11 protein-coding genes are annotated in these 14,279 nt (G+C 63.9%); 10 read left to right on the top strand and 1 reads right to left on the bottom strand.

The annotated features are described in order from the left end of the window. Positions 1-159 precede the first annotated feature (159 nt). Positions 160-903 (bottom strand): bifunctional 2-polyprenyl-6-hydroxyphenol methylase/3-demethylubiquinol 3-O-methyltransferase UbiG, encoded by a 744-nt coding sequence (ubiG, locus tag ACO06R_RS04950; protein ID WP_421856915.1) that lies wholly within the window; start codon positions 901-903, stop codon positions 160-162. 193 nt (positions 904-1,096) lie between these two features. Here ubiG and ACO06R_RS04945 point away from each other — a divergent pair, with 193 nt between their 5' ends. The 10 genes from ACO06R_RS04945 to ACO06R_RS04900 all read left to right on the top strand — a co-directional run bounded on the left by ACO06R_RS04945 (position 1,097) and on the right by ACO06R_RS04900 (position 14,231). Then, the gene (locus ACO06R_RS04945; protein WP_421856912.1) at positions 1,097-2,350 is read left to right on the top strand and encodes an aspartate kinase; all 1,254 of its coding nucleotides are present in this window, start codon (positions 1,097-1,099) and stop codon (positions 2,348-2,350) included. A 148-nt stretch (positions 2,351-2,498) separates the two neighbouring features. Further along, entirely contained in the window at positions 2,499-4,706 is a 2,208-nt protein-coding gene (gene ptsP / locus ACO06R_RS04940; RefSeq protein ID WP_421859211.1) for a phosphoenolpyruvate--protein phosphotransferase, read from the top strand. A 23-nt stretch (positions 4,707-4,729) separates the two neighbouring features. Next, on the top strand, positions 4,730-5,803 hold the full coding sequence (gene prfA, locus ACO06R_RS04935; protein WP_421856910.1) for a peptide chain release factor 1: 1,074 nt from the start codon (positions 4,730-4,732) through the stop codon (positions 5,801-5,803). Next, the gene (prmC, locus tag ACO06R_RS04930; protein ID WP_421856907.1) at positions 5,800-6,672 is read left to right on the top strand and encodes a peptide chain release factor N(5)-glutamine methyltransferase; all 873 of its coding nucleotides are present in this window, start codon (positions 5,800-5,802) and stop codon (positions 6,670-6,672) included. Before prfA ends, prmC begins: the two co-directional genes overlap by 4 nt. Positions 6,673-6,948: 276 nt before the next feature. Continuing rightward, positions 6,949-7,593, top strand: a complete 645-nt coding sequence (locus ACO06R_RS04925; protein ID WP_421856904.1) for a DUF4167 domain-containing protein — start codon at positions 6,949-6,951, stop codon at positions 7,591-7,593. Between the two features lie 208 nt (positions 7,594-7,801). Continuing rightward, positions 7,802-10,411: an ATP-dependent chaperone ClpB gene (gene clpB / locus ACO06R_RS04920; protein ID WP_421856901.1), complete on the top strand. Its 2,610-nt coding sequence runs from the start codon at positions 7,802-7,804 to the stop codon at positions 10,409-10,411. A gap of 155 nt (positions 10,412-10,566) precedes the next feature. Beyond that, positions 10,567-11,802, top strand: a complete 1,236-nt coding sequence (locus ACO06R_RS04915) for a L,D-transpeptidase (protein ID WP_421856898.1) — start codon at positions 10,567-10,569, stop codon at positions 11,800-11,802. Then, positions 11,799-12,152 carry an MmcQ/YjbR family DNA-binding protein gene (locus tag ACO06R_RS04910; protein ID WP_421856896.1) on the top strand — a complete coding sequence of 118 codons (354 nt, stop codon included), beginning with the start codon at positions 11,799-11,801 and terminating at the stop codon, positions 12,150-12,152. Before ACO06R_RS04915 ends, ACO06R_RS04910 begins: the two co-directional genes overlap by 4 nt. A gap of 101 nt (positions 12,153-12,253) precedes the next feature. Continuing rightward, on the top strand, positions 12,254-13,135 hold the full coding sequence (locus tag ACO06R_RS04905; protein ID WP_421856892.1) for a 3-hydroxybutyryl-CoA dehydrogenase: 882 nt from the start codon (positions 12,254-12,256) through the stop codon (positions 13,133-13,135). A 253-nt stretch (positions 13,136-13,388) separates the two neighbouring features. After that, on the top strand, positions 13,389-14,231 hold the full coding sequence (locus tag ACO06R_RS04900; RefSeq protein ID WP_421856889.1) for an AAA family ATPase: 843 nt from the start codon (positions 13,389-13,391) through the stop codon (positions 14,229-14,231). Positions 14,232-14,279: the final 48 nt, after the last annotated feature.

The following is a 14,279-nucleotide window of genomic DNA, read 5'->3' as shown; positions in this document are numbered from 1 at the left end:
CAGAGTTCCGGGCCGCCGACCGAAGCTGCAAGAACACCGAGCGGGCGGTCCGAGGATCGCTATTACTTTCTAGACGTTGCGATGCTTTGACCGCCCGTCTTCCAGTTCTTTGACAACGCTGGTCTCAGGAAACGGGGCGCGGCGGCGCTGTCTCGTGCCTTACTCCGCCCGTGTCGCCACCATCATGTAGTTGACGTCCATGTCCGACGACAGCCGCCATTCGTCGGCCAGCGGATTGAAGAACACGCCGCTGCGCTTCACCGTCTCGACGCCGGTGCCGGCGAGCGCGGCCTCGATCTCGTCCGGCCGCACCAGCTTCTCGTATTGGTGGGTACCGCGCGGCAGCCATCTGAGCACATATTCCGCGCCGAGGATCGCCAGTCCGTAGGCCTTCAGCGTCCGGTTGATGGTGGCGATGAACATCACGCCGCCCGGCCGCAACATCGCCGCGCAAGACTTCATGAACAGATCGACATCGGCGACATGTTCCACCACTTCCATGTTGAGGATGACATCGAAACTCTCGCCGGCCTCCTGCAGCGCCTCCGAGGTGGTCGCCCGGTAGTCGATGGCAAGCTCCGACTGCGCGGCGTGGATCTTCGCCACTTCGATATTGGTTTCCGATGCGTCCGCGCCGACGACCTCGGCGCCGAGCCGTGCCATCGGCTCCGACAACAGCCCGCCGCCGCAGCCGATATCGAGCAGCCGCAGCCCCTCGAAAGGCTTGCCCGCCGTCCCGTCGCGGCCGAAATGCTCCAGAAGCGTCTCGCGGATATAGCCGAGCCGCACCGGATTGAATTTGTGCAGCGGTTTGAATTTTCCCGTCGGATCCCACCATTCGGCGGCAATCCGCGAAAACCGTTCGACCTCGCTCTGATCGATTGTCGTCGCGCCTTCGGCCATAGCCCGTTCCTGTCGTTCGTGTTCGTTACCAACTCGGTCTCGCGGCAGCTCAAGTCAACCCCGCTGCGGCGATCGGTCCGCAAACTTGCAGCGCGCCGCACGATCCGATATTGACCGCTCCAACTTCCGGGCGTCACCACCCGGCACAACAAGAACGCTCGGCACGACCGCTCATCTGGCAAGACCATCCGCAATGGCCCGCATCGTAATGAAATTTGGCGGCACCTCCGTCGCCGACCTTGACCGCATCCGCAATGTCGCCGCGCATGTCAAACGCGAGGTCGACGCCGGCCACCAGGTCGCCGTGGTGGTGTCAGCGATGGCCGGACAGACCAATCATCTCGTTGAGATGACCCGCGCCGCCTCGCCGATGCACGATGCCCGCGAATATGACGCCATCGTCGCCAGCGGCGAGCAGGTCACCTCCGGCCTCTTGGCCATCGTGCTGCAGTCGATGGGCGTCGACGCGCGCTCCTGGCAGGGCTGGCAGATCCCGGTCAAGACCGACAACGCGCATGGCGCGGCCCGCATCCAGAACATCAACGGCGATCTCCTGATCGAGCGCTTCGGCATCGGCCAGGTCGCGGTCATCGCCGGCTTCCAGGGTATCGGTCCAGACAACCGGATCGCCACGCTCGGCCGCGGCGGCTCCGACACCAGCGCGGTGGCTGTCGCCGCCGCCGTCAAGGCCGACCGCTGCGACATCTACACCGATGTCGACGGCGTCTACACCACCGATCCGCGCATCGAGCCGGCAGCCCGCCGGCTGGCCCGCATCTCGTTTGAAGAGATGCTCGAAATGGCCTCGCTCGGCGCCAAGGTGCTGCAGGTTCGCTCCGTCGAGCTTGCCATGGCGCACAATGTCCGCACCTTCGTGCGGTCGAGCTTCGAGGCGCCGGACGCGCCCGGAATGGACGATTTCGACAATCCGCCGGGTACCCTTATTTGCGACGAGGATGAAATCGTGGAACAGCAAAACGTCACCGGCATCGCCTATGCGCGCGACGAAGCCCAGATCTCGCTGCGGCGGGTCCGCGACCGGCCGGGCATCTCGGCGGCGATCTTTGGGCCGCTGGCCGAAGCCGGCATCAATGTCGACATGATCGTCCAGAACGTCTCGTCGGACGGCCAGTTCACCGACATGACCTTCACCGTTCCGAACGGCGACGTCGAAAAGTCGGTTGCCACGCTCGACGCGGTTCGCGACGAGATCGGCTACGACGCCGTCCAGTCGGATACCGGCCTTGCCAAGGTGTCGGTGATCGGCGTTGGCATGCGCAGCCATGCCGGTGTTGCGGCCACCGCGTTCAAGGCGCTTGCCGACAAGGGCATCAACATTCGCGCCATCACCACATCCGAAATCAAGATCTCGATCCTGATCGACGGTCCCTATTGCGAACTCGCCGTGCGCACCCTGCACAGCGTCTACGGCCTCGACAAGCCGTAGCTGCGACCGTTAGCCTTGAAACCAGCGGCTGCCGGGTTCGGCCGCCGCCCGCAGTCACGCATGAAGGGAGCGCGCAGTGCTACGTGAGGCGGATGCAGCCGGACCAAGGGTCCTTCTGAAGCGTCTCCGCGAGATCATGGCGGAGCCGATGGAGCCGCAGGCGCGTCTCGATGCGATCGTGCGCCAGATCGCCCAGAACATGGTCGCCGAGGTCTGCTCCGCCTATGTGCTGCGCGCCGACGGCGTTCTCGAACTCTATGCCACGGTCGGCCTCAATCCCGGCGCGGTCCACCACTCGGCGCTGCGCCTCGGCCAGGGCCTTGTCGGCACCATCGCCTCGTCGGCCCGATCGCTCAATCTCGCCGAAGCGCAGAAACACCCTGCCTTCGAATACCTGCCGGAGACCGGCGAAGAGATCTTCAACTCGTTTCTCGGCGTGCCGATCCTGCGCGCCGGCCGCACCCTCGGCGTGCTGGTCGTTCAGAACGAGGCCCACCGCCTTTATGGCGATGACGAGGTCGAGGCGCTGGAAACCGTCGCCATGGTGCTTGGCGAACTGATCGCCGCCGGCGACCTCAAACGCCTGGCAAATGACGGCGTCGAACTCGACCTGTCGCGGCCAGTGGCCACCGCCGCCCAACCGCTCGCCGAGGGCATCGGCCTTGGCCACGTCGTGCTGCACGAACCCCGCGTTGTCGTCACCAACCTGTTCAATGAGGACGGTGACGCCGAAATCGAACGGCTGGCGTCGGCGCTGTCGTCCTTGCGCCTGACCATCGATGACATGCTGTCGCGCCGCGAAGTCGCTTTCGAGGGCGAGCATCGCGATGTTCTGGAAAGCTACCGCATGTTCGCCCATGACAAGGGCTGGGTGCGCCGGCTGGAAGAGGCGATCGGCAACGGTCTGACTGCGGAAGCCAGTGTCGAGAAGGTGCAAAGCGACATGCGCGCCCGCATGGCCGCCGTCAGCGATCCCTATCTACGCGAGCGGATGAGCGATTTCGACGATCTCGCCAACCGCCTGCTACGCGAATTGATTGGCGAGGACGCTGCCAGCCGCGAGGCCAACCTGCCGTCCGACACGATCATCGTCGCCCGGTCGATGGGCGCCGCAGAACTGCTCGATTATCCGCGCAAGAACCTGCGCGGCCTCGTGCTGGAAGACGGCGCTTCCACCAGCCATGTGGTTATCGTGGCGCGCGCCATGGGCATCCCGGTAGTCGGGCAGGCAACCGGCATCGTCGCGCTGTCCGAAAACGCCGACGCGATCATCGTCGACGGCATCTCCGGCGACCTCCATCTGCGGCCGCAGCCCGATGTTGAGGCCGCCTATACCGAAAAGGTCCGGTTCCGCGCCAAGCGCCAGCAGGAATATCGCGATCTGCGCGACAAGCCGTCGCTAACCCGCGACGGCAAACCTTTTGCGCTGCACATGAACGCCGGCCTGTTGGTCGATCTCCCGCAACTGGGTGAATCCGGCGCCGAAGGCATCGGCCTGTTCCGCACCGAACTGCAGTTCATGATCGCCGAAACCTTTCCGCGCGCCGAGGCGCAGGAGACGCTCTATCGCAGCATCGCCGAGGCAGCCGGCGCCAAGCCTGTCACCTTCCGCTCGCTCGATATAGGCGGCGACAAGGTCCTGCCCTACTTCCGCAGCGCGCCGCAGGAGGAAAATCCGGCGCTTGGCTGGCGCGCCATCCGCCTTTCGCTCGACCGGCCCGGCCTGTTCCGCACCCAGATGCGGGCGCTTCTGAAAGCCGCCGCGGGCCGCGAATTGCGCGTCATGCTGCCGATGATCACCGACGTCTCGGAAATCGCCCAGGCGCGCGCGATCATCCACCGCGAAGTCCATCATCTGTCCAAGTTCGGCCACGGCCTGCCCCTGCGCCTCAATCTCGGCGCCATGCTGGAAGTGCCGTCGCTGTTGTTCGATCTCGATGCGCTGATGTGCGCCGCCGACTTCGTCTCCATCGGCTCCAACGACCTGTTCCAGTTCATGACAGCGACCGACCGCGGCAACACGGCGGTTGCCGCGCGCTACGATCCTATTTCCAAGCCGTTTTTGAAAGCGCTGAAGGCGGTCGCCGCGGCCGCGGACAAACATGGCACACCGCTGACCCTGTGCGGCGAACTGGCCGGCAAGCCGCTCGGCGCGATGGCGCTGGCGGCAATCGGCATTCGGACCCTATCCATGTCGCCGGCCTCGATCGGCCCGGTCAAGGCCGCGCTGATGGCGACCGACCTTGGCGCGCTCGCCGGGAGGATCGACACAGTGATTGAAAACGGCGCCCAAACCGCCGATATGCACGCGATCGTCCGAGAATTCGCCGAAGAGAACGATGTTCCGTACCGTTGACGGTACGGCTGCCTGGAACCAGCATGATTGAGCTTCCTGCCGACAAGATGGACCAGTTGGTCAAGCGTTTCGCGATGCTTGAGAGCCAGATGGCTGCCGGCCCCGACAGCGAGACCTATGTCAAGCTGGCCTCCGAATACGCCGATCTGGAAGAAATCGTCGGCCGTATTCGCGACCTTCGTGCCGCCGAGGACGAGAAAACCGGCCTTGAGTCTTTGCTTGCTGATGACGCGACAGATGCCGAGATGCGCGAACTGGCCGAGGCCGAGTTGCCGGAGACCGACGAACGCATAGATGAACTGCGCCAGAACATCCGCATCCTGCTGCTGCCGAAGGACGCCGCCGACAGCAAGAACGTCATCCTGGAGATCCGTGCCGGAACCGGCGGTCTGGAAGCCGCGCTATTCGCCGGCGATTTGTTCCGCATGTATGAGCGTTACGCCGCTGCTTGCGGCTGGAAGGTCGAGGTGGTGTCCGCGTCCGACGGCGACGCCGGCGGCTACAAGGAAATCATCGCCATGATCTCCGGCAAGGGCGTATTCTCGCGCCTGAAGTTCGAATCCGGCGTGCACCGGGTACAGCGCGTTCCCGAAACCGAGGCCGGCGGCCGGATCCACACATCGGCGGCGACCGTCGCGGTGCTGCCGCAGGCGGCCGATGTCGATATCGAGATCCGCGACCAGGATATTCGCATCGACACCATGCGCGCATCGGGTGCCGGCGGCCAGCACGTCAACACCACGGATTCCGCGGTGCGCATCACCCACCTGCCGACCGGAATCGTCGTGTTGCAGTCGGAAAAATCGCAACACCAGAACCGTGCCCGCGCCATGGAAATCCTGAAAGCCCGCCTCTACGACGCCGAGCGCCAGAAGGCCGCCGACGAACGCTCCGAGGCCCGCCGCCTGCAGGTCGGCTCCGGCGACCGCTCCGAGCGGATCAGGACCTACAACTTCCCGCAGGGCCGGCTGACGGACCACCGCATCAACCTGACGCTCTACAAGCTCGACCGCGTTATCGAGGGCGAACTCGACGACGTCATCGATCCGCTGGTCGCCGACTACCAGGCCCGCCTTCTGACGGAAGAACAGGCGTGACCGGCCCGTCGGGTCCGGCTACCGCCGAAACACTCTACCGATCCGTCCGCGACCGGTTTGCCGAGGCCGGGCTGGCGACCCCGGATCTCGATGCCAGCCTCCTGATCGATTATGCCGCCGGCCTGACCGCGCTCGACCGGCTGCGCGATCCGGCCTGTCCGGTCAGCGATGCGGCGGTGGTCGAGACAGAGCATTGCGTGAAGCGGCGGCTTGCCGGCGAGCCGGCTCACCGGATCATCGGCGCGCGCGAGTTCTACGGCCTTGCCCTTGACCTGAACCCTTCTACGCTGGTGCCCCGCCCCGATACCGAGACCCTTGTCGACCTCGTTCTGCCGGCCGTGCGCGATTGCGTGGCGCGGACCGGAGCTTGCTCCGTTCTCGATCTCGGCACTGGAACCGGCGCCATCGCGCTGGCCATTCTCGCCGCCGAGCCGGATGCGACTGCAACAGCAACCGACATTTCCGCCGAGGCGCTTCAGGCCGCGCTGTCGAACGCCCACCGCAACGAACTGTCCAACCGGTTTGACGCCGTGCGTTCGGACTGGTTCGCCGAAATCGCCGGACAATACGACGTGATCGTCTCCAATCCGCCCTATATCCGCTCTGCCGAGATCACCGGCCTCGACGCGGAAGTCCGCGAGCATGATCCACGAATCGCTCTCGACGGCGGCGGCGACGGATTGACCGCCTATCGGGCGATCGCCGCCGGTGCGATAGACCGACTTAAGACAAATGGTGTGGTCGGAATTGAAATCGGTCACGATCAAAACGCGGATGTAACAAAGCTTTTCGAGGAAGAAGGCTTCCGCAAGATAGCGGAAATGCAGGACTTTTCAGGGCACGACCGCGCGATTTTGTTGATGAAATGAGCAAATTGCGGCCCGCAGGCAAAAAAACTCTTGGCAACGGGGACATCGACCGCTACCTAATGACACAGCGGAGTGTGCAGATTAAACGACAGTCCGGCACTCAACGGAAAGCCCGAACGTTCCCGTACGGACAGCCGCCTGTGAAGGCGGAACGCGCGATATCGGCTGCAAGCCATGCACACGTAGATTTTTGATGCCGGTCACGGATGAGGGGATCCGTGCGGCAGATTCAGGCAAAACTCAGCTACAGCATGTAAACGTCAATATGAGAGTTTGATGAGACCACAGCAACAAGGTCGCCGCCAGCGCAACAGAAACAGCGGTGGCAACAATCGTCGCAACCAGAATCCGCTTTCGCGCAACTACGAGAGCAATGGTCCCGACGTCAAAATTCGTGGCAACGCCCAGGTGATCGCCGACAAGTACGCGACACTGGCGCGCGACGCCCTGTCGTCCGGCGACAGCGTGATGGCCGAGAACTATCTACAGCACGCCGAACACTACAATCGTATCATTCTTGCCGCCCAGGCCCAGGCCCAGGCGCAGCGCGAAGAGCGCATGCAGGCCGGTGAAAGCGACGACAGCGACAGCGAAAACACGTCCGACGAACAGGAAGCGCGCGGCGGTGACCGTCAGCGTGAACGCAAGGCCCGCGCCAATGGCGACGACGGCAACGCGCCGACCGCCAATGGCCACGACGCCGCCGACGCGCCGCAGCCGGTCATCGGCGAGACGCCGGTCGAGGTCGCGCTCGAGGAACAGGAACAAGCCGCAACCAACCGGTCGCGTCGTTCGTCGCCGCGTCGCCCGCGCAAGCCCCGCGCCGAAAGCGAAGCCGCAGAGGCGGCACCGGCAGCCGAGGACGAGACGGGCGCTGCCAATGACGGCGCCGCTACGGAAACGGCATCCGCCGAGGCCTGACCCCGGATCGACTGCGCATCTGTGTTTTAAAGCCCGCCCGGCGCTGCCGTGGCGGGCTTTTCTGTGCCGGGCCAAGCCCTTCTGCCTCTTTTAACGGCGGCCATCTGTCACCATATCGAGGAGAACAAGGGTTTGCCGCCAGGCGGGAGCCCGTCATCGATAATGCCCGCGGTGCTCGACGAGGCCAAGGGTGAGATTGGAGACAGATATGGACCTCGAGAAATACTCCGACCGCGTTCGCGGTTTCATTCAATCGGCGCAGACATTTGCGCTTGGCTCCAGCCATCAGCAGTTCACGCCCGAACACTTGCTGAAAGTCCTGGTGGACGACAGCGAAGGTCTGGCAGCGTCGCTGATCGAGCGAGCCGACGGCAAGACGCGCGACGTGCGGCTCGGACTGGAGACCGCGCTTGCCGCACTGCCCAAAGTCGAAGGCGGCAACGGCCAGCTTTATCTCGCCCAGCCGCTGGCCAAAGTCCTGACGACCGCCGAGGAACTCGCCAAGAAGTCCGGCGATACTTATGTCACGGTCGAACGGCTGCTGATGGCGTTGGCGATGGAGAAATCGGCCAAGACCGCCGACATTCTGGCCAAGGCGGGCGTGACGCCGACGGCACTCAACCAGGTCATCAACGAAGTGCGCAAGGGGCGCACCGCCGACAGCGCCAATGCCGAACAGGCTTACGATGCGCTCAAGAAATATGCCCGCGACCTGACCGAGGATGCCCGTGAAGGCAAACTCGATCCGGTGATCGGCCGCGACGACGAAATCCGCCGCACCATTCAGGTTCTGTCGCGGCGCACCAAGAACAACCCTGTGCTGATCGGCGAGCCCGGCGTCGGCAAGACGGCCATCGCCGAGGGATTGGCGCTGCGTATCGTCAATGGCGACGTGCCCGAAAGCCTCAAGGACAAGCGCCTGATGGCGCTCGACATGGGCGCGCTGATCGCCGGTGCCAAATATCGCGGCGAGTTTGAGGAGCGGCTCAAGGCCGTGCTCAACGAGGTGCAGTCCGCAGCCGGCGGTATCGTCATGTTCATCGACGAGATGCACACGCTGGTCGGGGCCGGCAAGGCCGACGGCGCAATGGATGCCTCCAACCTCTTGAAGCCGGCATTGGCACGCGGCGAGTTGCACTGTGTCGGCGCGACCACGCTCGACGAGTACCGCAAGCACGTCGAGAAGGACGCCGCACTTGCCCGCCGTTTCCAGCCGGTCTTTGTCGAGGAACCGACCGTCGAGGACACGGTCTCGATCCTGCGCGGCCTGAAGGAGAAATACGAACAGCACCACAAGGTGCGCGTCTCCGATTCCGCGCTTGTCTCGGCCACCACCCTGTCCGACCGCTACATCACCGACCGTTTCCTGCCCGACAAGGCGATCGACCTTGTCGATGAGGCCGCCTCGCGGCTGCGCATGCAGGTCGATTCCAAGCCCGAGGCGCTGGACGAGATCGACCGTCGGATCATTCAGCTTAAGATCGAGCGCGAAGCGCTGAAGGTCGAAAAGGACACCGCCGCGCGCGACCGTCTCACCAAGCTGGAGAAGGAACTGGCCGCGCTCGAAGAGGAGTCGAGCAGCCTGACCGCCGCATGGCAGGCCGAAAAAGAAAAGCTCGGCACCGCCGCCGATTTGAAGGGTCAGCTTGACGAGGCACGCAACGAACTCGCCATCGCGCAGCGCAGCGGCGAATTCCAGCGCGCCGGCGAACTGGCCTACGGCACCATTCCAGATCTGGAGAAGAAGCTCGCCGATGCGGAAGCACACGGCGACGGCGCATCGATGGTCGAGGAAACGGTGACGCCCGACCACATCGCGCATGTGATATCGCGCTGGACCGGCGTGCCGGTCGACAAGATGCTGGAGGGCGAACGCGAGAAGCTGCTGCGCATGGAAGACGAGATCGGCGAACGGGTCGTCGGGCAGGGCGAGGCCGTGCAGGCCGTCTCCAAAGCGGTGCGACGCGCCCGCGCCGGCCTGCAGGATCCGAACCGCCCGATCGGTTCGTTCATCTTCCTTGGGCCCACCGGCGTCGGCAAGACAGAGCTGACCAAGGCACTGGCCGACTTCCTGTTCGACGACGAGCAAGCGATGGTGCGCATCGACATGAGCGAATTCATGGAGAAGCACTCGGTCGCCCGCCTCATCGGCGCGCCTCCCGGCTATGTCGGCTACGAGGAAGGCGGCGCATTGACCGAAGCCGTCCGTCGCCGGCCCTATCAGGTGATCCTGTTCGACGAGATCGAAAAGGCGCATCCGGACGTTTTCAACGTGCTGCTGCAAGTCCTCGATGACGGCCGCCTGACCGATGGCCAGGGCCGCACCGTCGACTTCAAGAACACGCTGATCGTCATGACGTCGAACCTCGGCGCCGAATTCCTGGTCGGTCTTGGCGAAGACGAGGATGTCGACAAGGTTCGCGACGACGTGATGAACGTCGTAAAGGCTTCGTTCCGGCCCGAGTTCCTCAACCGGGTCGACGAGGTGATCTTGTTCCACCGGCTCAAGCGAGCCGAGATGGGCCGGATTGTCGACATTCAGCTGCAGCGTCTGGAAGCCCTGCTCGCCGACCGCAAGATCGTGCTCGACCTCGACCGTGCCGCCCGCGAGTGGCTGGCCGACAAGGGTTACGACCCCGCCTATGGCGCACGGCCGCTGAAGCGGGTGATCCAGAAGTTCGTCCAGGATCCGCTGGCCGAGAAGATCCTCGCCGGCGACATCCTCGACGGTTCGACGGTCAAGGTGCTGGAAGGCTCCGACCGCCTGAACTTTACCTCGACTGTCGCGTCCGATGCGGCAACGGACGAGGCGGCTTGATCAGCGCCGCCGACAAGCCCCGGCCAATTGGCCGGGGTGCCATCTTGCCGCCCTGTTTGTTTGTCTGACTGCCTGTGTCGGGACACAGCGCACCTGTTCCTCGCCGGTTTCTCCGTGCAGGATAGGCGCGAATCAAACGCGCAGGTTCGATATCCATGCAATCCAGTCGCTGGCCCGCTCCGCGGTTCGCACTCCCCGCCCTGTTACCGCTCTGGCTCGCCGCCGCCACGCTCCCTGCCGCCGCCCAGTCCGAGGTCGGCGTTTTCACTGACAGCAAGGGCCGGCGCGTCTATTTCGATCTCGATACAGATCGCATTGTCGCCATCGAAGAGAATCCGTCGATCGAATCGATCATCGAGCGGTTTCCCGAACCGCCCGCCCCGCCGTCAGGCGCGACGCGTCGCCAGCCATCGATATCACCGCTGCCGCGTTCGCGCGGAATCACGCGCGCACCGCTCGACGAGCCGGCCAGCTCTGGAGAAGAAACAGCCCCGGGCAGCGGAACCGAGGTCTCTTCCCTCACCCGGCCGCAAATCGATTTGCCCGCTGACGCGATGACCGTCGCACGGCTGCAGGTTTATCTCGACCGCAAGGGCTTTTCGCCCGGCGTCATCGATGGTCGCATGGGCAGCAATGTCCGCAAGGCGATTGCCGCCCATGCCACCGCGGCCGGACGGGTCATCGGGCTCGACGACCCGGTCGCGCTCGAATCCGCATTGGCATTGTCGGGCGGCGATGCGTTTCGCGACTACACCATCACGCAAGCCGATGTCGCCGGTCCGTTCATTTCACATGTACCGGTCGACTATGCGCTGAAAGCACAGCTCGACAGGCTCGCCTTCACATCGCCTGCAGAAATGCTCGCCGAGCGCTTTCACATGCAAAAGAGGTTTCTCCAGTCGCTCAATCCCGATGCCGATTTCGGCAAGGCCGGAACCGTGATCCGGGTCGCACGGACCGGCCGCAGTGTCAGCGAGACCGTAACCCGCATTGAAGCCGACAAAGCCAACAAGCAAGTGCGCGCCTACGACGCCAACGACCGCCTTGTTGCTGCCTATCCGGCGACCATCGGTTCGGCCGCGACCCCGTCGCCATCAGGCACCGTGACCGTCGAACGCATCGCGTTTTCGCCGAACTACACCTACAATCCGAAGATCAATTTCGTGCAGGGCGACAACCACCGTGTCCTGACAATTCCACCGGGCCCCAACGGCCCGGTCGGCTCGATCTGGATTGCGTTGTCCAAGCCGACCTATGGCATCCATGGTACCCCGGAGCCTGACCGCATCGGCAAGACCAGTTCGCATGGCTGCATTCGCCTCACCAACTGGGATGCCGACGAACTGGCCCGCATGGTCGAGCCCGGCGTCACGGTCGAGTTTCTCGAATGACCCTCGACGAATACAACGCGTTCTGCGCGGCGCTGCCGGCGACGTTCCATGTCGTCCAATGGCGCGGCGCCCATGTCTGGAAGGTCGGCGACAAGGTCTTTGCCATGGCCCGCATCGAAGACGATGCGCTTTTTGTTACCTTCAAGGTCACGGATCTCGCCTTTGACATCCTGCGCGAACAACCCGGCCTGCGCCCCGCTCCTTACATGGCTTCGCGCGGCATGACATGGATACAGCGCACCGGGCCGGAATCGATGCCCGACGATGCGCTGCACGACTACCTGCGCGAAAGCCACCGACTCGCCGCCGCGAAGCTGACCAGAAAGCGCCGCCTCGAACTGGGTTTGTAGGCACCGGCAGCGACATTAGCGCGCAACATGTTCCAGCTACGGTTTACATTGCAGTGCAGCAATCGCACTATGCGGCAAAAGCGAAATTCGAGGCGGAAGAAATGACGGGAACAATCAAATCGATCGGCGTGATCGGCGCCGGCCAGATGGGAAGCGGCATCGCCCAGGTCGCAGCGACCGCGGGCTACGACGTCACGCTCAGCGATATCTCGCTGGAAAACGCTGAATCCGGTGTCCGCAAAATCGGCGAAGCGCTCGCCAAGGCGGCCGAGGCCGGGCGGATGGATGCTGGAGAGGCCGATGCGACCGCCGCGCGCATCGCAGCCACCGGCGACCTGAAAACGCTCGCCGACTGCGATCTCGTTATCGAAGCGGCCAGCGAAGTCGAGAACGTCAAGCGCGCGATCTTTGCCGAATTGTGCCCGGTGCTCAAGCCGGAGGCTATCCTCGGCAGCAACACCTCGTCGATCTCGATCACCCGCCTCGCCGCTTCCACCGACCGGCCGGAACGCTTCATGGGCATTCACTTCATGAACCCGGTTCCGCGCATGAAGCTGGTGGAATTGGTGCGCGGCATCGCCACCGAGGATACGACCTTCGAGCGGTCGCGCGAATTCGTTCGCTCGCTCGGCAAGCAGGTCACCGTTTCGGAGGACTTCCCGGCCTTCATCGTCAACCGCATCCTGCTGCCGATGATCAACGAGGCGATCTACACGCTCTACGAAGGCGTCGGCTCGGTTGAGGCCATCGACACGGCAATGAGACTTGGCGCCAACCACCCGATGGGACCACTGGAACTGGCCGACTTTATCGGCCTCGACACCTGTCTGGCGATCATGCAGGTGCTGCATGAAGGGCTTTCGGATTCCAAGTACCGGCCTTGTCCGTTGCTGGTCAAGTATGTCGAGGCAGGATGGCTCGGCCGCAAGGCGGGCCGGGGTTTCTACGACTATCGCGGCGACACGCCAGTGCCGACGCGCTGATTTCTTGTTCTGAAAGCAGAAGATACTAGGGGGTCCCGCCCCGGCCGTGGGGCAGTTTAGGCCGGAACGGAACCCCCGCCACCGGGAAGGCGGCTGAGCCCCAAGCCCCGGTACCTCCCTTCCTATAGGTCACGGCGCGTTCGCGATGTGCGATTTGTCACAGCCAGCGCGAACGGCGTTCGAATAGCCGCGCCGGCTTGCCCGCGCCGGCGGCCCGCCGTAAATACCCGTCGACTGGAAAAGGAAACCGCCCATGCTGTTCGAAGGCACCGATGCCTATGTCGCCGAGAAGGATCTCACCGTTGCGGTCAATGCCGCCATCCGGCTCGAGCGGCCGCTTCTGGTGAAGGGCGAGCCGGGAACGGGCAAGACCGAACTCGCCAAGCAGGTCGCCGCCGCGCTCGATCTCGATCTGATCGAATGGCACATCAAGTCGACCACCAAGGCGCAGCAGGGCCTCTACGAATATGACGCCGTCTCGCGCCTGCGCGACTCACAGCTCGGCGATCCGCGTTTCGAGGACATTTCCAACTACATCCGTCGCGGCAAGTTGTGGGAAGCGTTCACCGCCGACCGCAAGACCGTGCTTCTGATCGACGAGATCGACAAGGCGGACATCGAGTTTCCGAACGACCTGCTTCAGGAGCTCGACCGCATGGAATTCTTCGTCTACGAAACCGGCGAGACGGTCAGTGCCGCGCATCGGCCGATCGTCATCATTACCTCCAACAACGAGAAAGAACTGCCCGACGCCTTCCTGCGTCGCTGTTTCTTTCACTACATCCGCTTCCCCGACATCGAGACGCTGCATGCCATCGTCGATGTCCATTATCCGGGCATCAAGCAGAACCTGGTGCGCGCCGCGCTGACCCAGTTCTACGAGGTCCGCGAGGTTGCGGGGTTGAAGAAGAAGCCGTCCACCTCCGAGGCCCTCGACTGGATCCGCCTCCTGGTCGCCGACGATGTCGATCCCGAGACACTGCGCGGCGACGCGAAAAACGCGCTGCCGCGGCTGCATGGGGCACTATTGAAGAACGAACAGGACGTGCATCTGTTCGAGCGGCTGGCCTTCCTGGCTCGGCAAAGGGGCGGTTGAGAATGGGCCGAGAGGTTCAATCGAGGCCCCGCTAACAGCCCTTCTGCG

It is taken from the genome of Oricola sp. (assembly GCF_965230365.1).
GTDB lineage: Bacteria > Pseudomonadota > Alphaproteobacteria > Rhizobiales > Rhizobiaceae > Oricola.
The sequence above is the reverse complement of the archived record's forward strand: the minus strand, read 5'-3'. Positions and strand labels throughout refer to the sequence as shown.

Bases quoted from the DNA above. Each gene is read 5' to 3' on its own strand.
- ubiG (WP_421856915.1), bottom strand. From the start codon at position 903: ATGGCCGAAGGCGCGACGACAATCGATCAGAGCGAGGTCGAACGGTTT.
- ACO06R_RS04945 (WP_421856912.1), top strand. From the start codon at position 1,097: ATGGCCCGCATCGTAATGAAATTTGGCGGCACCTCCGTCGCCGACCTT.
- ptsP (WP_421859211.1), top strand. From the start codon at position 2,499: ATGGAGCCGCAGGCGCGTCTCGATGCGATCGTGCGCCAGATCGCCCAG.
- prfA (WP_421856910.1), top strand. From the start codon at position 4,730: ATGATTGAGCTTCCTGCCGACAAGATGGACCAGTTGGTCAAGCGTTTC.
- ACO06R_RS04925 (WP_421856904.1), top strand. From the start codon at position 6,949: ATGAGACCACAGCAACAAGGTCGCCGCCAGCGCAACAGAAACAGCGGT.
- clpB (WP_421856901.1), top strand. From the start codon at position 7,802: ATGGACCTCGAGAAATACTCCGACCGCGTTCGCGGTTTCATTCAATCG.
- ACO06R_RS04915 (WP_421856898.1), top strand. From the start codon at position 10,567: ATGCAATCCAGTCGCTGGCCCGCTCCGCGGTTCGCACTCCCCGCCCTG.
- ACO06R_RS04910 (WP_421856896.1), top strand. From the start codon at position 11,799: ATGACCCTCGACGAATACAACGCGTTCTGCGCGGCGCTGCCGGCGACG.
- ACO06R_RS04905 (WP_421856892.1), top strand. From the start codon at position 12,254: ATGACGGGAACAATCAAATCGATCGGCGTGATCGGCGCCGGCCAGATG.
- ACO06R_RS04900 (WP_421856889.1), top strand. From the start codon at position 13,389: ATGCTGTTCGAAGGCACCGATGCCTATGTCGCCGAGAAGGATCTCACC.